Source organism: Acinetobacter sp. P1(2023), assembly GCF_028367635.1.
Lineage (GTDB): Bacteria > Pseudomonadota > Gammaproteobacteria > Pseudomonadales > Moraxellaceae > Acinetobacter > Acinetobacter pittii_E.
This window is the reverse complement of the sequence record NZ_JAQNDD010000006.1, coordinates 222,667-244,171: the sequence shown is the minus strand read 5'-3', so window position 1 is coordinate 244,171 and position 21,505 is coordinate 222,667. Positions and strand designations below refer to the sequence as shown.

Annotated in this window: 15 protein-coding genes and 1 rRNA gene; 9 read left to right on the top strand and 7 right to left on the bottom strand. The window is 39.9% G+C overall.

Annotated elements, in window-relative coordinates:
• Window positions 1-186: 186 nt before the first annotated feature.
• Window positions 187-301 (top strand): 5S ribosomal RNA (gene rrf / locus POD11_RS11590).
• A gap of 136 nt (window positions 302-437) precedes the next feature.
• Window positions 438-1,034 carry a glutathione S-transferase family protein gene (locus POD11_RS11585; RefSeq protein ID WP_262457250.1) on the top strand — a complete coding sequence of 199 codons (597 nt, stop codon included), beginning with the start codon at window positions 438-440 and terminating at the stop codon, window positions 1,032-1,034.
• 48 nt (window positions 1,035-1,082) lie between these two features.
• Here the strand turns inward: POD11_RS11585 and POD11_RS11580 are convergent, their stop codons facing one another.
• Window positions 1,083-1,775, bottom strand: coding sequence for a TIGR04219 family outer membrane beta-barrel protein (locus tag POD11_RS11580; protein WP_262457249.1), 693 nt, complete (start codon window positions 1,773-1,775; stop codon window positions 1,083-1,085).
• Between the two features lie 654 nt (window positions 1,776-2,429).
• Between POD11_RS11580 and POD11_RS11575 the strand changes: the two genes are divergently transcribed.
• Window positions 2,430-3,908: a sodium-dependent transporter gene (locus POD11_RS11575; protein ID WP_239968735.1), complete on the top strand. Its 1,479-nt coding sequence runs from the start codon at window positions 2,430-2,432 to the stop codon at window positions 3,906-3,908.
• Between the two features lie 12 nt (window positions 3,909-3,920).
• Complete coding sequence (locus POD11_RS11570; protein WP_003654330.1) at window positions 3,921-4,064, top strand: methionine/alanine import family NSS transporter small subunit; 144 nt, start codon at window positions 3,921-3,923, stop codon at window positions 4,062-4,064.
• Between the two features lie 41 nt (window positions 4,065-4,105).
• On the opposite strand, the gene rsmB is transcribed toward POD11_RS11570, so the two are convergent.
• The gene (gene rsmB / locus POD11_RS11565) at window positions 4,106-5,410 is read right to left on the bottom strand and encodes a 16S rRNA (cytosine(967)-C(5))-methyltransferase RsmB (protein ID WP_262457248.1); all 1,305 of its coding nucleotides are present in this window, start codon (window positions 5,408-5,410) and stop codon (window positions 4,106-4,108) included.
• A complete protein-coding gene (gene fmt / locus POD11_RS11560) occupies window positions 5,407-6,369 on the bottom strand; it encodes a methionyl-tRNA formyltransferase (protein WP_262457247.1) in 963 nt (320 codons plus the stop codon). The genes rsmB and fmt overlap by 4 nt, the downstream gene beginning before the upstream one ends.
• A 346-nt stretch (window positions 6,370-6,715) precedes the next feature.
• On the opposite strand from fmt, the gene ilvD reads away from it, so the two are divergent.
• The 3 genes from ilvD (at window position 6,716) to POD11_RS11545 (ending at window position 10,956) form a co-directional block, all read left to right on the top strand.
• Window positions 6,716-8,545 carry a dihydroxy-acid dehydratase gene (gene ilvD, locus POD11_RS11555; RefSeq protein ID WP_262457245.1) on the top strand — a complete coding sequence of 610 codons (1,830 nt, stop codon included), beginning with the start codon at window positions 6,716-6,718 and terminating at the stop codon, window positions 8,543-8,545.
• Window positions 8,546-8,857: 312 nt separating this feature from the next.
• Complete coding sequence (locus tag POD11_RS11550) at window positions 8,858-10,147, top strand: hypothetical protein (protein ID WP_005066551.1); 1,290 nt, start codon at window positions 8,858-8,860, stop codon at window positions 10,145-10,147.
• A 77-nt stretch (window positions 10,148-10,224) separates the two neighbouring features.
• Window positions 10,225-10,956, top strand: coding sequence for a sulfite exporter TauE/SafE family protein (locus tag POD11_RS11545; RefSeq protein WP_262457244.1), 732 nt, complete (start codon window positions 10,225-10,227; stop codon window positions 10,954-10,956).
• On the opposite strand, the gene POD11_RS11540 is transcribed toward POD11_RS11545, so the two are convergent.
• From POD11_RS11540 to POD11_RS11525, 4 genes are all read right to left on the bottom strand, one after another.
• Complete coding sequence (locus POD11_RS11540) at window positions 10,953-11,855, bottom strand: LysR family transcriptional regulator (RefSeq protein WP_262457243.1); 903 nt, start codon at window positions 11,853-11,855, stop codon at window positions 10,953-10,955. The genes POD11_RS11545 and POD11_RS11540 overlap by 4 nt on opposite strands.
• A gap of 80 nt (window positions 11,856-11,935) precedes the next feature.
• Window positions 11,936-13,231 (bottom strand): solute carrier family 23 protein, encoded by a 1,296-nt coding sequence (locus POD11_RS11535; RefSeq protein ID WP_032054592.1) that lies wholly within the window; start codon window positions 13,229-13,231, stop codon window positions 11,936-11,938.
• A gap of 298 nt (window positions 13,232-13,529) precedes the next feature.
• The gene (gene ppc / locus POD11_RS11530) at window positions 13,530-16,214 is read right to left on the bottom strand and encodes a phosphoenolpyruvate carboxylase (RefSeq protein WP_262457242.1); all 2,685 of its coding nucleotides are present in this window, start codon (window positions 16,212-16,214) and stop codon (window positions 13,530-13,532) included.
• A 171-nt stretch (window positions 16,215-16,385) separates the two neighbouring features.
• Entirely contained in the window at window positions 16,386-17,009 is a 624-nt protein-coding gene (locus POD11_RS11525; protein WP_224992241.1) for a TetR/AcrR family transcriptional regulator, read from the bottom strand.
• Window positions 17,010-17,157: 148 nt separating this feature from the next.
• On the opposite strand from POD11_RS11525, the gene POD11_RS11520 reads away from it, so the two are divergent.
• Complete coding sequence (locus tag POD11_RS11520) at window positions 17,158-18,264, top strand: efflux RND transporter periplasmic adaptor subunit (RefSeq protein WP_262457241.1); 1,107 nt, start codon at window positions 17,158-17,160, stop codon at window positions 18,262-18,264.
• Window positions 18,261-21,386 carry an efflux RND transporter permease subunit gene (locus tag POD11_RS11515; RefSeq protein ID WP_262457240.1) on the top strand — a complete coding sequence of 1,042 codons (3,126 nt, stop codon included), beginning with the start codon at window positions 18,261-18,263 and terminating at the stop codon, window positions 21,384-21,386. The genes POD11_RS11520 and POD11_RS11515 overlap by 4 nt, the downstream gene beginning before the upstream one ends.
• Window positions 21,387-21,505 lie beyond the last annotated feature (119 nt).

Below are 21,505 nucleotides of genomic sequence, written 5' to 3'. Positions count from 1 at the left end.
CAACACCCAAGCAGTTGTATATGAAGCATCAATCGATTCATAAACATGCAAAGCAACTTGATTTAGTTAAACGCTTAGCTAAAATGAACAGATAAAGTCAGATTCAATCAGCCCGTCTGTAAAGATTTGGAAAACGCAACGTATCACCATGTGAATAAAACGAAGCAAGTATCCATAAACAGTTGTGCTGGCGACCATAGCAAGAGTGAACCACCTGATCCCTTCCCGAACTCAGAAGTGAAACCTCTTAGCGCTGATGGTAGTGTGGGGTTACCCATGTGAGAGTAAGTCATCGCCAGCTCATTATTCTAAACACCCCCACAATTAGTGGGGGTGTTTTTTTATGCAGAAAAGATTTTAAAAATACTAAGGACGAGCTGTGTTATAAATACTAAGAAATTTAATCTTTTGAATATAAATAATAAGGAAAAGCACCTATGGTAGTTTATGGTGATTTGGGTTCGGGTAACTGTTATAAGGTTAAACTATTACTTTCCTTATTAAATATTAATCATAGATGGATTCACGTTGATATTTTAAAAAAAGACACTCAAACAGCAGATTTTTTATCTTTAAATCCTAATGGAAAAATACCTATATTAGTGCTAGATGATGGTCGTGTTCTGAGTGAATCAAATGCTATTTTAGGTTATGTCGCTGAAGGAACAAAATTTATTCCTACAGATCCTTTTATTAAAGCAAAAATGTATCAGTGGATGTTCTTTGAGCAGTATAGCCATGAACCATTTATAGCAGTTGCTCGTTTTATTAATAAATATTTAGGCTTACCAGCAGAAAGAATAGAGGAATATCATAATTTACAGCCCAAAGGCCATAAAGCATTATCAATTATGGATAATGCTTTAGTAGAGCATGACTATCTTGTTGGAAATGAATTAACCATTGCTGATATTGCCTTATATGCGTATACGCATATCGCTGAAGAAGGTGGCTTTGATTTAACGTTATATTCAAATATTCAAGCATGGTGTCAAAGGATTCGAGAATATTCAGGTTATTTAGATATGATTTAAATAAAAAAGAACTCATATAGAGTTCTTTTTTATATCTGAATGTTTGATTTAGAAGTGCGCTTCCAAGCCTATATAGGGACCTTTGAACTCAAATTTAAGATCATTATTATCGTAGTCATCTAAATCGATATTAAGTACGCGATAACCTGCTGTTAAACCAAGATCAATGAGAAGGTTATCTGCAAATTTATACTTCACTTCTGCTAATGCGTCAGTAATTCGTGCATCATCAAAGTTGGTATAGGTTGCTTCACCTTTAGCACTTAAGCCTGTAAATGGAAGTTTTACTTCTCCCGACAAATAAGCGATAGGATAAGTTTTATCAATATTCACGCGCTTACCTGTATAAGCAGTAATATCACCATTTAATACTGTTGCACCAAGACCAGCATCTACACTGACGATATTATCTAGTAATTCATAGTAAAGAATAAAATCGCTATGATCTAAATCAACTTTATAGTTGGCTTGACCTAAAGTTTCCGATTTAGTTTCCGTATCTAAATTTACGTAGCGAATTTTTGCATTTGGAATAAATGGAATTGGGTGTTCTACTGCTAATGAGATTTGAGCACTGCCTTTTTGATCTAAATCTTGATCTTCAGCTGATTGAGAAGACATATTCGCTTTACCGTCATAAAACCAGTAACCTACGTCTCCTTTTACTCCTACAAAGTCTGCTTGAGCAAAGCCACTTAAGCCCATCCCGAGCGTTAATAAAGATATTTTTAATATTTTCATTTTTACATCCGAATAAAAGAAATCTTTGTGCGCATGATATAGACATCTTGCTACAGATGCATTGATAAAAAATAAAGATCTGATACGTATAATAGGAATAAATTTTTATAAATAGAAAAAGTTTATTTATTTCAAATAATTATTATTAGATGTTTAATTTAGAAGATTCTGATTAGCTAAAAATTTTAGTATAAATTTTGTCATTTAGTTATATGAGGGTATTAAGTCTAATTTGAAAATCAGAGAATTATGAATAAATTAGTGGATAAGTAAAGTAATTAAGGAAGCGTTTTTAAGGGTTGGAAGAAAATGTCATTGAACAATAAAGTTGAGCTACAAGTAGTAGAACGTAAATATAAGCTGAAAAATAACCAATTGTGAAAAAAACTAATAAAATTCGTAAAATTTCTGACGGAAATTACAGTAAAAAGAAATAAAAACAGGTATTGTTCAGCTATATAGGGGCAAAAAATGGACAAAAATCTTTAAGGAAGAATTTTCTATTTTTGCTTGTTTGTTAAGGGAATAAAAATACTCAAAAGGTTCGTTTTATTTTCTACAAACACAAAAGTATTTTTTGGTTCTTTTTTTGCATGCGGAATAACAATCAACAATAGCAGTAAAAATAAGTAATCTTTTAACATTAGGTGTTCTATGACAGATTCTCGTGAAAACTGGACGTCACGATCTGGTTTTATTATTGCAGCCGTTGGTTCGGCTGTAGGCTTAGGTAATATCTGGCGCTTTCCATACGTTGCTTATGAAAATGGTGGAGGAGCGTTTCTTATTCCCTATCTATTGGCACTCATTACTGCTGGTTTACCGTTACTATTTTTAGATTATGCGGTAGGTCATCGTAGTACTAACTCCCCTCCTAAAGCTTATCGCGCCCTATTTAAAGGCGGAGAAACATTAGGTTGGTGGCAGGTTTGTGTCTGTATCATCATTGGTTTGTATTATGCAAGTGTACTCACCTGGGCTGGTAGTTATGTTTACTTCTCTATTGGTCAAATGTGGGGAAGCGATCCGGAAGGTTTCTTCTTTAATACCTATTTGCAAACCACAAAAGCAACCGGTTTTGATTTACAGTTTGTAGGTCATTTATTCTGGCCGATTGTTGGGATTTGGGCACTTACTCTCATCATTCTTTATGGTGGCGTGAAAAAAGGTGTGGAATTATCAAATAAGATTTTCATGCCATTATTATTCATTCTCTTCACTATTTTAGTGATTCAATCATTACGTTTACCAGGTGCAGTTCAAGGCTTAAACGCTTTCTTTACGCCGAACTGGTCAGCAATGATGGATTATAAAGTTTGGTTAGCAGCTTATGGCCATACCTTCTTCTCACTATCTGTTGGCTTCGGGATCATGGTGACTTATGCATCTTATTTGAAACCAAAAACGAATTTAACGGGTTCTGGTTTAATCGTTGGTTTTGCAAATGCATCAACAGAAATTCTAGCTGGTATTGGTATTTTTGCTGCGCTTGGCTTTATGGCACATGCGGCAGGTACAGAAGTTAAAGATGTGGTGAGTGGCGGGATTGGATTAGCATTTATTGCCTTCCCTAAAATTATTTCAAGTTTAGGTACAGGTGCCGATTTATTTGGTTTCTTATTCTTCTCTTCGCTTTTCGTCGCAGGTATTTCTTCGATGGTAAGTATTTTGGAAGTACCTATTGCAGCAATGCAGGATAAATTGAAATGGGGTCGTAAAAAAGCTGTAACCATTATTGGTGGTGGTAGTGCGCTTGTATCAATTATTTTATTCTCAAGTGTAAACGCAATTAAGTTAGTTGATATCGTTGACCACTTTATCAATAACATCGGTATTATTGGCGGTGCTTTACTTTCTATTATTACCGTGGCTTGGTTTAAGCGTTCTGCTTTAATGGAACTTCGTGATCACGTGAATCGCATTTCAACTATTCAATTAGGTAAGGGTTGGGATTTCACTTTAACAGTCATTACATCATTAATCTTGTTAACTACACTCAGTATGACTGTATTTAATTTGATCAAAAATGGCTATGATACTTATAGTATGAGCTTACAAGGTATATTCGGCTGGGGCAGTGTGATTTTCTGTGCAGTCGTTGCAATCGTTTTAAGCAAAATGAAAGATCGCTAGGAGGATAGAATAATGAATACTTCAGCAATCGTGATGATGGTAATTTCGATGGTGTTTTTATGGGGTGGGTTGGCTTTATCCATTCTACATTTATCGAAGCATCCTGAAGAGTTAGATGATGTTCTAGAAGAAGTAAAAGATCAGCACACACTTTGATACTGATCCAGTAAAAAAAGCAGGCTCTAAGCCTGCTTTTTTTATGTAATTTTCTGAATTTTACAATAATAAAATCCATCACCAGACTGCGCTTGTGGCAGTAATTGTCTGCCATGGGTTTGCTCGATACCCCAAGCTGCTTCGATTTTCACTTCTTGTGCCTCAGCATGTTCTGCAAAGAAGTCGATCATCTGCTGTTCATTTTCAGCTTTTAAAATTGAACAGGTAATGTAGAGCAATGTGCCGTCAACTTTGAGTTGTTGCCACATGTGGTTCAAGATTTGCTTTTGCAGTTCAATGGTTTGCGCTATATCGCTAGATTGGCGCAATAGGCGTATGTCAGGATGACGACGAATTACACCTGTTGCAGAGCAAGGCGCGTCAAGCACAATACAATCTACTGGCTGTGCAGGCACCCATTGGGTTGCATCGGCTGCCAAGATTTCTGTATGGCTTTGGTCTAGCTGTAGTCGGTTTAAGTTCTCAGTCACACGGACTAAACGACTCGGGTCCTGATCAATGGCAATAAGCTGAGCAGGTTTAAACTTTTCGAGTAAATGAGCTGTTTTACCCCCGGGGGCAGCACATGCATCAATAACTGTTTTATTGTTTAAATCAGGCAATAGGGTGGCACATAGCTGTGCATGTTCATCCTGTACCGAGAACCAGCCCTGTTCAAAACCAGGTAACTGAGTGATTTGTACAGATTGCTCAAGAACAATACCTGCTTCAGACAAAGTACATGCACGTGCCTGAATTTCTAAACTCTGTAATTTTGCTAAATAAGCATCACGGCCAATATGTCGTTGGTTCACTCGTAAGGTTAAAGGCGCAACTTGCTTCAAAGATTGGCAGAGCACTTCGGTTTGTTCGCCCCAATCCTTTTTTAAGCGTTTAAAAAGCCAACTTGGTAAGCCATGTGCTTGTTGTAAACCTTGCTCGAATTCATCAGTTTCACGAGTAGCTCGGCGCAAAATAGCATTTACAATGCCACTGAGTGCAGGGAATCCAAGTTGTTTAGTCGCATCTACTGTTTCCGAGATGGCAGCGTGCGCTGCAATACGCGTGCATAAAACTTGATAAAGACCAACGTATAGGCAGGTTTCTACTGTCTCATTGTTTAAAGGTTTGCTCAGCAAGGGTAAGCTAATTGATTTAAGTGCAAACCATTGGCGCAATGTACCTAAAACGAGCTCATGAAATAAAGCACGATCGCGCTCTGCGACTTGATTGAGCTGTGTATTTAAAATACTAGCCAACGATTGACCTTGCTGTACTTTTAGTAACGTTTGGACGACTTGAGCACGCAGGTTAAAACGTGAAGAATTTGAGGTAACCTGACTCATGGCAGAATTTGTCCTACGTGAAGTTTTTGAGTTTGTGCAATTTGCTGAGCATTTAATGCTTTGCCACCCGGCCATTGCACGCTAGTCAAACAAATAAATGAATCTTGACCACAAGCAACGTGTACGCCTTGTTTATCGATTGCAATAATTTCACCAGCTTGAGCATTTGCTTTGCTTTGACTAGAAATTGTTGAATTCCAAACACGCATCGCATTATTTTCATCAAGTTGAACAAACGCGACGGGCCAAGGATTAAATGCACGGATATTTCGGTCAATTTGCACAGCTTCATTTGACCAGTCAATACGAGCTTCTGATTTCACTAATTTATGTGCATAGACCGTTAAGCTTTCGTCTTGAACTTCGCGTTCTGCTAAATATTTTTGTAGTGTTTCTTCCGACTCGAGTACCGCACAAATTGCCGTTGCACCTTGAGCGGCTAGTTTGTCGTGTAAAGTCGCTGATGTATCTTCGTTAGTGATTAGGCAATAGGTTTTATACAGCATATCGCCTGTATCTAAACCAGCTGCCATTTGCATGATAGTGATTCCGGTTTCTTCATCACCCGTTGCAATTGCACGCTGAATTGGTGCTGCACCGCGCCAGCGTGGTAATAGTGAACCGTGAATATTTAAACAGCCATATTTCGGTGTATCGAGCACAGTTTGTGGAAGGATCAAACCATAGGCTGCAACCACCATGACATCAGCACCTAAAGCAGCCAGTTCTTGTTGAGCTGCTAAACCTTCTTCAGTTGAAGCTTTGAAATGAAGCGGTTGATAGACTGGAATATTATGTTCAAGTGCAAGCTGTTTTACAGAAGATGGCGTTAGTTTTTGTCCACGACCCGATTTACGATCTGGCTGAGTATAAACCGCGATAATTTCATGGGAAGTTTTTAATAAAGCCGCCAATGCTGTTGCAGCAAATTCGGGGGTGCCAGCAAAAATAATTTTCACAAATGCAATCCAAAAAGAGTTTACGCGTAGTATACGTGAAAAACGATTGAAGCCCTAAACTCATGGAGATTGAGCGTTTTAGTTTTTAAATAGTGAACAAAAAATTATTGAAAAACTTTTATTGATAAAAAAAGGTTATGAAAAAATAAAAAATTATTCATGTAAGTTTTGCTAAATATTGACTGACTATTACTGTTCTTGGCTTTCCGAATATTATTTGCTTCTATAGAATGGAGAATGATCAAATTAGATGATGAGTCAATATTCCGACTGATCTAACGCTATATCAGTATCATTCGCCAGAGCGGGAAAAATTCTGCTCAAGCACAACTTGTTGGAAACACTAATGCCTGACTATCGTTCAAAAACATCGACACACGGAAGAAATATGGCTGGCGCACGTGGCTTATGGCGTGCAACAGGAATGAAAGATGAGGATTTCGGCAAACCGATTATTGCGGTGGTCAACTCATTTACTCAATTTGTGCCGGGCCATGTACATCTTAAAGATCTAGGGCAGCTTGTCGCGGCAGAAATTCATGCAGCAGGTGGTGTTGCTAAAGAGTTCAATACGATTGCAGTTGATGACGGGATTGCAATGGGGCATGACGGCATGCTTTATTCACTTCCATCACGTGATTTGATTGCTGACTCAGTTGAATATATGGTGAATGCACACTGTGCAGATGCCATGGTGTGTATTTCAAACTGTGACAAGATTACTCCGGGAATGCTGATGGCTGCGATGCGCTTAAACATTCCTGTTGTTTTTGTGTCTGGCGGACCAATGGAAGCGGGTAAGGTCAAGTTCCGTGGTAATGAAAAAGCGATTGACCTTGTAGATGCAATGGTTGTTGCAGCTGATGAAAGTTATACAGACGAAGAAGTTGAAGAATTTGAACGTTCGGCATGTCCAACATGTGGTTCATGTTCAGGTATGTTCACTGCAAACTCAATGAACTGTTTAACCGAAGCTTTAGGTTTATCTTTACCGGGTAATGGTTCGATTGTTGCGACGCATGCAAACCGTAAAAAATTATTCTTAAAAGCAGGTCAGCTTATTGTTGAATTGGCTAAGCGCTATTACGAACAAGAGGATGCAAGTATTTTACCTCGTTCGATTGCAACAAAGGCTGCATTTAAAAATGCAATGACCCTCGATATTGCAATGGGTGGTTCAACCAATACCGTTCTGCATTTATTGGCTGCGGCAAGTGAAGCGGAAGTGGATTTTACAATGGACGATATTGACGAGTTATCACGTCGAGTTCCTGTATTGTCTAAAGTAGCACCTGCAAAACAAGACGTTCATATGGAAGATGTACACCGTGCCGGCGGTATTATGGCCATCTTGGGTGAGCTTGATCGCGCGAAGTTGCTTGATGTATCGGTGCCGACTGTACATGAGAAAACTTTAAAAGATGCATTAGATAAGTGGGACATTATTCGTACTGAAGATGCAGACGTTTACGAATTCTATCGTTCATCTCCGGGTGGTGTTCCAACTCAAGTTGCGTTCTCGCAAAATCGTTACTATTCAACGTTAGATGGCGACCGTGAAAAAGGCGTGATCCGTAATGCAGAACATGCTTTCTCTAAAGATGGCGGTTTAGCAGTTCTATACGGCAATATTGCGCTTGATGGTTGTATCGTGAAAACTGCGGGTGTTGATGAATCGATCTTGAAATTTACGGGTACAGCGCGTGTATTTGAGAGCCAAGATGCAGCTGTAGATGCAATTTTAGGCCATGACATTAAAGCTGGCGATGTGGTTGTAATTCGTTACGAAGGCCCACGTGGTGGTCCGGGTATGCAAGAAATGCTTTACCCAACCAGCTATCTTAAATCGAAAGGTTTAGGTAAAGACTGTGCATTAGTAACAGATGGTCGTTTCTCTGGTGGTTCATCAGGTCTTTCGATTGGGCACGTTTCACCAGAAGCGGCTGAAGGCGGTGCAATTGGTTTGGTTGAAGATGGTGATACTATTGAAATCGATATTCCAAACCGTACCATTCACTTGAATATTGACGATGCGACTTTAGCGCATCGCCGTACAGTTCAAGAAGCGAAAGGCTGGCATCCGAAAGAAGAACGTAAACGTAAAGTATCAAAAGCGTTAAAAGTTTATGCAATGCATACAACAAGTGCAGCGAAAGGAGCTGTACGCGTTCTATAAAATATTCAATTTTAATAATTGAGTAGGAATCATGCACCCTTTAACACGATGAATTGCTATCATGTTAGGGGTGCATTTTTCATGTCTGGTAAAAAAAATCAGCTTGTAGAAAAAGGTGTTTTTAGATCATTCTATGGGTTTGCCATAAAATGGTGATAAAATCTTCACCTACGTAGAAACTTGCTAAAAACATGACTTATTTTCTGCGTAAACTACGGTAGTTATATTTCATCTCGACTACTGTTTTACCTTGCACTATGATCAAAATAATCTTTGATCTCGCTTAGGATTTAATTTTTAGAGGCACAACTCATGTCACTGCTACGCCGTTGGTTTGACCCTATTCGATCGAGCTGGTTTTACCAAAAGCCTTCTCGTCAAGCGGTGTTACCCACGGAAAATGGTTTAAGTATTTATTTACGACTTGATGATGTGTATAGCTATTTGGCTGTTCAGCAATTGTCTCAGCTAGATGAAATTTTAAGTGATGAACTTAAGCCTTTAAAAATAATTATTTCGCATACGGCTTCTGAACCTCCAAACAGCATGTCGCATGAAGAGTGGCAAAATTATTGTTTAAATGATGCCAAGATATTAGCCAAACAACATCGTTTCGGTTTCGATGAATTTCCAGAAATCCCAAGCCCAGAATCTTTAAAACAAGCGGCAGTCATATTAAAAAGAACCCCATTACAAGGTCAGAATTTCTTCCATTTACTAGAAGATATTTTCCACATGCTTTGGCAACAACAATATGGAAAGTTACGTACTTTACATGCCATGGCAGTTAAACATCAGCTTCCTCAACATTTCTCGGAACGTATTTTTACGGATGAGCCTGTACCTGCGGCATACTTTGAATTTGGTGGACGTAAATATCACGCAGTAGATGATTTATTACGTTTGACTCGTCGTTTGAAGCAGCAAAAGCTACTGACTGGTAATCCGATTTTTTTAATTAATCATATCGAATGGCGTGAACATTTGATTAACGATGCTGAGGCGCTTACCGAGATTCAGACGCTTCACCCTGAGCTTGATGTCTATATTGCTTTAGAAGACCCAATGAGTTGGTTGTTACTTGCCTATATCAAGGAAGAACTGGCCGATTATTATGATATTCAACTAAAAGTTTACCCTTTAAGTTATCAAGGTCGAGATTGGTTTGACTGGAGTTTGGCGACACGTGTTTCTAAAAGAACAGGTGTGGCCTTTACGCCGTTTTGTCGTCCTACCGAGGAAAGTACACTGGAAATGGCAAAGCTTTTCTATAGTGTGCAAGAAAATCAGCAAATCGATACGATTTTTACGATCCTTCAAGCGGTTTGGACAAAAGGAAAAGATCTATCTTTCTTAAAGCATTTTCAACAGTTACAGCAACAGTTGGGAATTGAGCAGCTAACCGACCAAGATGTGCAATCTGTTTTGGCGCAAAATGATGCCTTGTGTAAAGATAAACATCAGCCTGATTTACCTGTTTTAGAATTGCGTATTGATGGTCAGACTTATGTATTTAATAGCTTGTATCGTGTGTGGATGATTGAAAGTATTTTTAGCAATGTATTAGAAGAGAAATATAAAACAGCCTCAACTTTTAATTGAGGCCCACTTCTAAAAACAAGAATAGGGCAAAACCTGTTTTTTCCGTAGCATAACCTTGTAGGAAACGGAGATAAACAGTGACATTTTTAGCAATTATTATGGTGGTGTTTGCCTTTGCGGGCATGATTAAAGGCATGATCGGTTTAGGATTGCCCGCGGTATCGATGGGTTTACTCACTATCGCAATGAGCCCTTTTCAGGCAGCATCTCTGCTCATTGTTCCCTCAATGGTCACCAATGTCTGGCAACTTTTTGCTGAAGGACATGTCTGGGCGTTTATTCGCCGTTTCTGGACGTTGCTTGTCGGCATTATAGTAGGTTCAATATGGAGCTTTTTACCTACTTTAAGTCAAAGTCATGGGCATAGTAGTGAAATTTTATTAGGGTGTATGTTGGCCTTATATGGACTCTATGGGCTGTGCGTAAAGAGACTTCCACACTTAGGAAAGCATGAACGTTGGCTATCACCAATTATTGGATATATCGGCGGGGCAGTAACTGTAGCAACAGGTGTCATTATTATTCCAATCGTTCCTTATTTGCAGTCTTTGCATTTAAAACGTGATGAGTTGGTACAGGCATTAGGTTTAACGTTTACTATCTCTACCATTTGTCTTGCAGTGTTTTTACACCATAACCCTATGTCGGGAATAACACTGGACTATCGTTTATCGTTTGCTGCATTGTTGGCAGCGCTCGTTGGAATGTGGGTGGGTAAAAAAATTCGTTACCGCTTAAATGAGCAAAAATTCCGTCGTATATTTTTTATAGGCTTGATGTCATTAGGTCTTTATATGGTTTTGCATTAAGCCAATTTTTCAGGACGATGCTGCAATAAAAAATCTGCAAACTGTTGGTAACTGCTAGGCAGCTGGTTGAAATTTTGGGTCGCCAAAAGCAGTTTACGATTTGCCCATGCACCTTGCAGTTGAATGGAATGAAAATCATAGTTTGATTGCAAACGCTGTGCGGCACGAGCTGGCATAATCGCAATTCCAACGCCTTTGGCAACGACCTCAGCAATCGCCCCAAAGTTAGGTAAGCGCAAACGGTACTGTATGTTAAAGCCTAATAACTTAGCTTGAGTTTCAATGGACTGTTGCAAAGAGTGATGGGACTTAAGACCAATAAAACCATAGCTTAGAGCCTCTACCAAGTTCAGCTCTTGATATTGAGCTAACTCATGCGTAGTAGGACAAATCAAGACTAATGGATCACTCGCAAATTCTTTCGTTTGCAAATGTCTGGTATCAAAAAAACTGGAGACCAGTCCAAGACTTGCTATACCTTGCGTGAGTGCATCTACAATTTCCGAGCTTTCTGCTTCATGTAAATCAATATTCATTTCAGGATGAAGCACTAAATATTGAGGTAATAACGGAGGCAAATATTCGCTTTGTGCGGAAGAGTTACACCAAAGTGTTAATGACTCTGATGTAGGTGGCCTAAAGCGCTGCATTTCTTGTTCGAGTTGATCTTTTTGTGCTAAAAGCTGACGAGCATGTTCTACAAACGCGTGTCCTGCTGTGGTGAGTTCTACGCCAGTAGTTTGGCGAATAAATAAGGGCGTTTCAAAATATTGTTCGAGTTTTTTTATACGTTCACTGGCGGCTTGAAGTGAAATTGCAGAGCGGTCTGCACCTTTGGTTAGACTACCTGTAGAGACAATATGAAGAACCAGTTGTAAATCAAAAAAATCAAAACGCATGACAGGAAACGTATTGAAGAGTAAAAAGTCATCATACTAAATCGTAATGAAAAAAGGCAGCTTGCGCTGCCTTTTTGAATTTAAGTTTTATCTTTTAAACTAAACAGCCAATTTAAAATAATGGCTGCAAAAGTTGCGGTACCAATACCACCTAAATTGAAATTACCGAACAATAATTCAAAGTTACCAGCACCTAAAATAATCGTGACTGAAGCAACAATTAGATTTTTATTGTTAGAAAAATCAACTTTGTTTTCGATCCAGATTTTTGCACCAGCAATGGTAATTAAACCAAACACAACAATAGATGCGCCTGTTAAGACCGCACTTGGAATGGTACTAATTACCGCGCCAAATTTTGGAGATAAACCTAAGAAAATTGCGAAGATACCCGCAATTACAAAAACAATGGTTGAGTACACACGAGTGACTGCCATCACCCCAATGTTTTCGCCGTAAGTGGTCATGCCCGGAGCACCGACACTACCGGATAGCGTTGTTGCTAAACCATCTGCGACAAATGCTTTGCCTAATTGTGGAGTCAGATTTTCACCAGTCATTGCGCCAACAGCTTTAATATGACCTAGGTTTTCTGCTACTAAAATAAGCGCAACAGGCGCAATAATTAGCATAGCCTTAGTGTCAAAAGTAGGATGTGAAAAGCTTGGAATTCCGAACCATGCAGCTTGTGAGATCTGGCTAAAATCGATTGGTTTACCTAAACCTAGTCCATTGGTGGTGATGGCATAAATGACATAAGCCAAAATCAAACCAACCAACAGAAGTAGACGCTGCAATAAGCCACGCGTAAAGACTGCAATACTGCCCATACAAAGTACGGTAATTAAAGCCATCCACATTTCAAATGGTTGGCCTGCAACGCCTTTAATGGTAACAGGTGCAAGGTTGAGACCAATAATCATCACAATGGCGCCAGTCACTACAGGCGGCATGAGTTTTTCAATCCAGCGCGTACCCGTAAGCATCACAATAAAACCGATGATGGCATAAAAAACACCACATGCTACGATTCCACCTAAAGCTATCGATAGATTTGGATTGGCACCCGAACCTGTAATATGCCCGGTTGCAGCTGCAACCACACCAATAAAGGCAAAACTTGATCCTAAATAACTCGGAACACGACCACCTGTAATTAAAAAGAACAGGATGGTACAGATTCCAGACATTAAAATAGCAAGGTTAGGATTAAACCCCATGAGTAATGGTGCTAATACAGTTGCTCCAAACATGGCAAATGCATGTTGAATACCTAAAATAGCACTTTGAACGGGTGGGAGATATTCATTGGTAGAGACCGGCCGATGGTCAACGTCACCTTGGTAAGGCTGCCATTTGGGAAACCAGTTGGACATAAAATAAGCTCATTATTTTTTAATTGGTGCAATGATACTCTTTCTTGAGAATGCATTTAATCTCTAGAGAGAAGTATGTATGTGAAAAGCAATTATTTTTTAACGATCGGTATAATTTGATGGTTTCTAAATATAAGGAATTAGTTATTTTTTTATCATAAAAATTAATTTTTTGATTTTAAAAAAAATATTATAAAAAATAGAAAATCGAGGAAAATTTAAGAAATATAGAGAACTTTGCAAGTAAAAAGCAGCACATCATGATGCACTGCTTTATAAAACAATCGGTAAAATCAGTTTAGCCTGTATTACGTAAACCAGCCGCGATACCTGCAATACTCACCATAAGTGCATGGTCAACAGGGGTATTCTCTGCCTGACGTTCAGCGAGATAATCACGACGACGTTTCATGAGTTCAGCTTGTAAAAGATGTAAAGGCAATAAGTATGGTTTACGAACCTGCATAGACTGATCGAGAACTTCATTATTGCTAAGAAGCTTTGATTCATCTTTTAATGCAAGCAAGGTTTCCACAGCATCTTTTAGACGTTGGCGTAATTGGTTGCCAAGAACTTTCAAATCTTCATCGTCAGTCAGATGAGACTCGTAATAGAGTGCAATGTTGGCATCGGCTTTAGACAATACCATTTCCAGCATATCAATGAGTGTTTGGAAATAAGGCCATTGCTGGAGCATTTCATCAAGTGTCGCTTTTTGTTGATCGGCAATCACTTCATTAATTGCTGCGCCAGTACCTAACCATGCAGGTAACATCAAACGGATTTGTGTCCAAGCAAATACCCATGGAATCGCACGTAAAGACTCGATGCCCCCACTTACTTTTCGTTTTGCAGGACGCGAGCCTAAAGGCAACATTTGTAATTCAAGTTCAGGTGTAACCGTACGTAAATACTTCACAAAATGTGGGTTTTCACGAACTGTTTGACGGTAAACCTTAACAGAATGATCAGTCATGCGGTTCATGAGTTCACGCCATTCGGTTTTAGGTTCCGGTGGCGGTAATAAGGTCGCTTCAAGTGTTGCTGCGGTATAGATCTCAAGGTTTTGCATAGCAATGCCTTCTAGACCAAATTTGAAGCGGATCATTTCCCCTTGCTCTGTGACACGGATTGCACCAGAAATTGAACCAGGAGGTTGTGAGAACAACGCCTGTTGGGTTGGAGCACCACCACGGCTAATTGAGCCACCACGGCCGTGGAACAGCGTTAACTGTACGCCGTGTGTTTGAGCAATTGCAGTTAGCTCTTCTTGAGCACGATATTGCGCCCAGTTGGCAGACATGAAACCCGCATCTTTTGCAGAGTCGGAGTAACCGATCATGACTTCGTGTTTACCCTGAATGTGCTGTTTGTACCAATGCATATTGAACAGCGTATTCATGGTCGTTGCAGCGCCATCTAAATCTTTTAAAGTTTCAAACAGAGGAACTACACGTAAAGGATGTTGAATGCCAGCTTCTTTTTGCAATAACAATACAGCCAAAACATCGCTTGGATATTCAGCCATAGAAATAATATAAGCCCCTAAAGACTCAGGTGGTTGGTCTGCCAAAGTACGCATGGTTGCAAATACTTCTTGAACATCTGGATGTCCAATCAAACTACCTTCAGGTTCATTAATGTATTTCGGTAGAAGTGGACGTTTGCTTTGTAATTCCTGAATGAGGAAGTTTTGGCGCGCTTGTTCGGTCCATGACTCAAAATTACCCAAACCTAGATATTCGGTAATTGCTGAAATCGCTTGACGATGACGACCTGATTCTTGGCGAATATCAAGTTTAAGTAGTTCAATACCAAAACAGTTCACACGGTAAATAAAGTCGAGGAGTTGACCATTCGCAATTTCAGGCAGATTACTATCGATTAAAGAGCGGTAGCACAACAATAGTGGCTGTAAAAGCTCATCTTTGCTTTTAATGACATTGCTGTCGTCTGCTTCTAAGCCTTGTAAGCGCTGAGCTAACCAATGACGAGTTGCTTTTAAACGCTCGCGTGTTGCACGTAAATACTCACGATAAGGTTCGGCATGGTGACTACCAATTGCCTGAATCATTTCTTCAGAACATGTCTGGATTGAAAGTTCCCAACGTAAGTTTTCGATATCTCTTAGGTAGAGGTCAGCAGCTTGCCAGCGTGATAACCAGAGCACTTCTTGGGTAATTTGATGCGTAACATTTGGATTACCATCACGGTCTCCACCCATCCAAGATGCAAAACGTACTGGTGCAATGTTCAATGGTAAATTGAGTTGGCAATTTTCTTGAACCAACTCATTTAATTCGCGAATGAATTTAGGTACAGCATTCCAAAGTGTTTGCTCAATTGTGGCAAAACCCCATTTTGCTTCATCGACTGGTGTAGGGCGATGCTGTCTGATTTCATCCGTTTGCCATGCCGAACTAATTTGTTGCTTTAAGTTGGCAAGTGCATTTTGACGTTCGCGTGGTGTGAGTTTTTGCTGATCAAGCTGCGATAGGCAAGCATTAATATCATCATATTTTTGGATCAGGGTACGACGGCTCACTTCTGTTGGATGCGCCGTAAGTACCAGTTCAATCTTAAGATCACAAATTTGCTGGAACAGTTTTTCTGTCGAAATACTTTTATCTTTAAATTTTTGAAATAAGTGAACAAGGGGATTCGGAGAGTTTGCATCCGAATCAAATTCTGCCTGTCTGCGGCTACGCACCACATGATATTGCTCAGCAATATTGGCAAAATTTAGGAAATGAGAAAACGCGCGGGTAAGAGGAAGTAATTCTTCATCGGGCAGTTCTAAAAATAATTGTTCTAGTTGCTTTTCGGCTTCAGCTTGACCATCACGTGCACCTTTGGCAAGAGCACGGATTTGTTCGATCTGATTAAACAGTTCTTGTCCTGCATGTTGTTTTAGGGTTTCACCTAACAAGTTGCCAAGTAAGCGGACATCCTCACGCAGTGGCGCATCGATTTGCTGAACCATGCTATTTTTCTCCTGTTCTTATTCTTATCGAATATAGCGCGATTAGCGAACATTCCAAGCTTTGAGCGTAAGAAAATGTGAATTTTTGCTTAAAAAATAACATTTAATTCGCATGTTGAGGCTGAAAAGATGACATGCACTCAGCATAACTTTTGACAATCGGACTTTGGTTTAATTCTGGTATTTGAGCAAGAATAAATGAATTGCATCTTGAATAATTTGTTCAAGCTCGTGCGCATTGGGTACAGCAATGATGCCCAGTAAAACCTTCTGGTGACGTACACCAAGCAATAAAGACAAAAGAAGCTCGGTTTGATAGGTTGGGTCATCGGTTTGAATAAAACCTAATTGAGCTGCTTTTTGCAAAAACTCAGTTAACTGATTTTGCAGTCGAGTATGAGATGCATCAAAAAACTGTAGGGCGAGTGGACTTTGTTCTGCTGCAAGTTCAAATAAAACATGTTCAAGTTTAAGTGCCTCAGGTGAGTAAATAATTTGCAAGGCGCGTGAACACACAATAAAGAGGGCTTGATAAAAATCTGCCGATGCATCTAATTCAAATTGTTTAGTACACAGTGTCTCTTCACAGGTTTCTGTAATCGCACAGATAAACAAGTTGGCTTTGTCTTGAAAGTGGTTATAGACCGTCAGTTTAGTTACACCTGCTTCCTGTGCAATCTGGTTCATGCTGGTACCGTGATAGCCAGATTTCAAAAAAATAGCTTTAGCGGCTTGTAAGATACGAGCACGTTTTTCTAGATCTTTCGGGCGTCCACTTTGATTAACTGTTTGCACAAAATCCTCTAAATAATAATTTAAAAAATAAACACTTACATGTTTTTTTTAATTAATGTACCAATGGGTATATTAATTAAAAAATAAACGAACTATGATGCAAGCATATTGTGCCTTAAAAAATCAGTTTGAATAAGAGCGATAAGATATGAATGTGTTAAAACCTCTCATCATGAGTATGGTGATTGTTTGTATGGTCACATTAATGGGGTGTAGTAAAGAAACTCCAAAAACAGAAGAAATACCTTATGTGATGGTGGCACAGCCCTTAACCACACTTAATGAACAAAAAAGCTATGCAGGGGATGTTCAAGCGAGACAACAAACGGCTTTGGCATTTCGGGTAGGTGGACAAGTCACGGCTCGTTATGTGGATGTAGGCGACCGGGTTAAAGTAGGACAAGTATTAGCAAAGCTTGATGTGGCAGATGCTCAGCTACAATTAAATGCTGCTAAAGCTCAGCTAGACAATGCACAGGCTTCAGCAAAAACGGCAGCAGATGAACTTAAACGCTTTCAGCAATTACTCCCGATTAATGCTGTAAGCCGTTCGCAATATGACACTGTAAAAAATCAATATGACGCGGCACAAGCAGCCTTACAGCAAGCTCGTTCTAACTACGAAGTGTCTGCCAACCAGACAGGTTATAACCAACTCGTTTCTAACAAAAATGGTGTTATTACGGCGCGAAACATAGAAATTGGACAAGTGGTGGCAGCAGGCCAAGCTGCTTATCAACTTGCTATTGATGGTGAACGTGAAGTTGTCATTGGTGTACCAGAACAAGCGGTTAGCGAGATTAAAGTTGGCCAATCTGCTTGGATTACCTTGTGGTCTAAACCGAATGAAAAATTTGCCGGATATGTTCGCGAAGTTTCTCCCGCAGCGGACCAGTCCCGTACTTTTACAGTGAAGGTAGCACTTAAAGAAGGCCAGTCTGCTATTCAGCTTGGACAAAGTGCACGCGTATTTTTTAGTTCGACTCAAACCAACGTGATGAGCGTACCACTTTCGAGTGTTTCAGCAACAGATAACCAGCCTTATGTGTGGGTGGTTAATACAAATCAAACTTTACGTAAAGTACCTGTAACGATTGGTGCATATGGCAAAGATAGCGTACCTGTTATATCTGGTTTAGCTCCAAATGATTGGGTTGTGATTGGCGGCGTACATTTGCTACGTGATAAACAAAAGATTCACCCGATTGACCGTGAAAACCGTGCGGTGAAAATTCAGGGAGTGAAACAGCCATGAAATTCAATCTCTCGGAATGGGCATTAAAAAATAAAGGTCTGGTCCTTTATTTTATGCTCTTGCTTGGCATTATCGGTGCGATCTCTTATTCAAAACTCTCACAAAGTGAAGACCCGCCATTTACCTTTAAAGTCATGGTTGTACAAACCTACTGGCCGGGGGCAACTGCGAAAGAAGTTTCAACGCTGGTGACTGACCGTATCGAAAAGGAACTCATGACAACAGGGCAGTATGACAAGATTATGGCTTACTCCCGTCCGGGTGAGTCAATGGTCACATTCGTTGCCAAGGATTCACTGACTTCTGACAAGATTCCTGATGTTTGGTACAACGTTCGTAAGAAGGTGAATGACATTCGCCATGAATTACCAAATGGTGTACAAGGTCCATTTTTCAATGACGAATTTGGAGACACTTTCGGTAATATTTATGTTCTAACAGGCAAAGACTTTGACTATGCGCTTTTAAAAGAATACGCAGATCGTTTGCAATTACAGCTTCAAAGAGTCAAGGATGTGAGTAAGGTCGAATTGATTGGCCTACAAGATCAAAAAATCTGGATTGAGATTTCTAACACTAAAGCGGTACAGCTTGGAATTCCGGTTACAGCAATTCAAGAAGCCTTACAAAAGCAAAATAGTATGGCAAGTGCTGGCTTTTTTGAAACGGGCACAGACCGTATTCAAATTAGAGTAAGCGGTCATTTACAAGACATTGAGGAAATTAAAAAAACACCTTTATTGGTTGGCGATAAAACCATTCAACTCGGTGACGTTGCGGATGTCTATCGTGGTTTTAGCCAACCTGCTCAACCACGTATGCGTTTTATGGGTGAAAATGGTATTGGTATTGCCCTATCCATGCGTAAGGGCGGTGACATTATTGCCTTAGGTAAAAATCTGGAAACAGAGTTTGCCCAACTACAAAAGACCCTACCTCTAGGTATGAAACTGCAAAAAGTTTCCGACCAACCTGTAGCAGTACAACGTAGTATTCATGAGTTTGTGAAGGTACTCGCTGAAGCAGTCATTATTGTCTTATTAGTGAGTTTTTTCTCTTTAGGATTCCGTACGGGACTGGTTGTCGCTTTTTCTATTCCTTTAGTTTTAGCAATGACCTTTGCGGGTATGAATCTATTCGATGTCGGACTGCATAAGATTTCACTGGGTGCCTTAATTCTAGCGCTGGGTCTATTAGTCGATGATGCCATTATTGCTGTCGAGATGATGGCTATTAAGATGGAGCAGGGCTATAGCCGAATAAAAGCTGCCGGATTTGCATGGAAAACCACAGCATTTCCAATGCTCACCGGAACACTGATTACTGCGGCGGGTTTTTTACCTATTGCGACAGCTCAATCTGGTACAGGTGAATACACTCGCTCTATCTTTCAGGTAGTAACGATTGCCTTATTGGTCTCTTGGGTGGCAGCGGTTTTATTTGTACCTTATTTAGGTGAAAAGCTATTACCTGATTTTACCAAAACAGGCCATCAGGCACCTTGGTATGTTCGCTTATGGGCAAGATTAACTAAAAAGCCGCAACCGCAAACTGTGGCCATTTCTCAGGAACATCACTACGATCCTTATCAATCTAGTTTCTATTTACGTTTTAGAAAGATGGTCGAGTTTTGTGTGACCTACCGTAAAACTGTAATTGCGACTACGGTGGGTATTTTTGTGCTATCTGTGCTGATGTTTAAACTGGTTCCGCAACAGTTTTTCCCACCTTCGAACCGTGCCGAAATTCTGGTCGATTTAAAACTTGAAGAAGGTGCTTCTTTAACAGCAACAGAACAAGCTGTAAAAAAAGTTGAAAACTTCCTGTCTCAACAAAAAGGGATTGATAACTATGTGGCGTATGTCGGTACAGGTTCACCACGTTTTTATTTACCGTTAGACCAGCAATTACCGCAAGCCAGCTTTGCACAGTTTGTTGTACTTGCTTCATCGCTTGATGATCGTGATGAAATTCGACGTTCGTTAGACACACAAATTAAGCAATTACTTCCGCAAGTTCGTACTCGCGTGTCATTACTGGAAAATGGCCCACCTGTTGGTTATCCATTGCAATATCGTGTTTCAGGGGAAGATTTGAATCTGGTGCGTAAAGAGGCGCAGCAGGTCGCTAAGGTGATGAGTGAAAACCCGAATACCACTAATGTACACTTAGATTGGGGTGAGCCAAGTAAGATCATTTCCATTCAGATTGACCAAGACCGTGCTCGACAAATGGGCGTATCGAGTCTGGATTTAGCGAACTTCATTAATGCATCAATTACGGGTAGTGCGATTGAGCAATATCGTGAAAAGCGTGAACTCATTGAAATCCGTTTACGCGGAGACCAGGCAGAACGTGTTGAAGTGGCTTCATTGGCAAGCTTAGCTGTACCTACGAACAATGGAACGACAGTACCTTTAGCTCAAATTGCAAAAATTGAGTATAAGTTTGAAGATGGTTTGATCTGGCATCGTAACCGTTTACCGACTATTACAGTTCGCGCAGATATCCGAACTCAACTACAGCCCGCTACAGTGGTTGGTGAGTTAGCTGAATCAATGGATAAGTTACGCGCTGAATTGCCAAGTGGCTATCTCATTGAAGTGGGTGGAACCGTAGAAGAGTCTGCACGTGGGCAAAATTCGGTTAATGCGGGTATGCCGCTCTTCTTGGCTGTGGTCATGACATTACTTATGATTCAGCTCAAAAGCTTATCTCGCGCGACCATCGTGTTGTTAACAGCTCCATTGGGTTTAATTGGTGTAGTTTTATTTTTACTGTTATTTAACAAACCATTTGGCTTTGTGGCCATGTTGGGCACAATTGCACTCTCTGGCATGATCATGCGTAACTCGCTTATTTTGATTGATCAAATTGAACAAGATAGGCAAGCAGGACATCCAACTTGGGAAGCGATTATTGAAGCGACAGTGCGTCGATTCCGTCCAATTATTTTGACTGCTTTAGCTGCTGTTCTGGCCATGATTCCACTTTCACGGAGTATTTTCTTTGGTCCGATGGCAGTTGCGATCATGGGCGGCTTGATTGTTGCCACCTTACTGACATTATTTTTCCTACCTGCACTGTATGCAGCGTGGTTTAAGGTGAAAAAAACCGCATAAAATACATAAATTTTTTGTGAATAAAGGTGCGAAATATTGAAAACTCCAATATAGTAGCACCTGTCTTTACACAAAAAATACAGGAATATTTCACTGCATAAAAAATAGGCAAAATGCAG

Excerpts from the sequence above, each read along its gene's own strand:
- POD11_RS11585 (WP_262457250.1), top strand. The coding sequence starts at position 438 with ATGGTAGTTTATGGTGATTTGGGTTCGGGTAACTGTTATAAGGTTAAA.
- POD11_RS11580 (WP_262457249.1), bottom strand. The coding sequence starts at position 1,775 with ATGAAAATATTAAAAATATCTTTATTAACGCTCGGGATGGGCTTAAGT.
- POD11_RS11575 (WP_239968735.1), top strand. The coding sequence starts at position 2,430 with ATGACAGATTCTCGTGAAAACTGGACGTCACGATCTGGTTTTATTATT.
- POD11_RS11570 (WP_003654330.1), top strand. The coding sequence starts at position 3,921 with ATGAATACTTCAGCAATCGTGATGATGGTAATTTCGATGGTGTTTTTA.
- rsmB (WP_262457248.1), bottom strand. The coding sequence starts at position 5,410 with ATGAGTCAGGTTACCTCAAATTCTTCACGTTTTAACCTGCGTGCTCAA.
- ilvD (WP_262457245.1), top strand. The coding sequence starts at position 6,716 with ATGCCTGACTATCGTTCAAAAACATCGACACACGGAAGAAATATGGCT.
- POD11_RS11550 (WP_005066551.1), top strand. The coding sequence starts at position 8,858 with ATGTCACTGCTACGCCGTTGGTTTGACCCTATTCGATCGAGCTGGTTT.
- POD11_RS11540 (WP_262457243.1), bottom strand. The coding sequence starts at position 11,855 with ATGCGTTTTGATTTTTTTGATTTACAACTGGTTCTTCATATTGTCTCT.
- POD11_RS11535 (WP_032054592.1), bottom strand. The coding sequence starts at position 13,231 with ATGTCCAACTGGTTTCCCAAATGGCAGCCTTACCAAGGTGACGTTGAC.
- ppc (WP_262457242.1), bottom strand. The coding sequence starts at position 16,214 with ATGGTTCAGCAAATCGATGCGCCACTGCGTGAGGATGTCCGCTTACTT.
- POD11_RS11520 (WP_262457241.1), top strand. The coding sequence starts at position 17,158 with ATGAATGTGTTAAAACCTCTCATCATGAGTATGGTGATTGTTTGTATG.
- POD11_RS11515 (WP_262457240.1), top strand. The coding sequence starts at position 18,261 with ATGAAATTCAATCTCTCGGAATGGGCATTAAAAAATAAAGGTCTGGTC.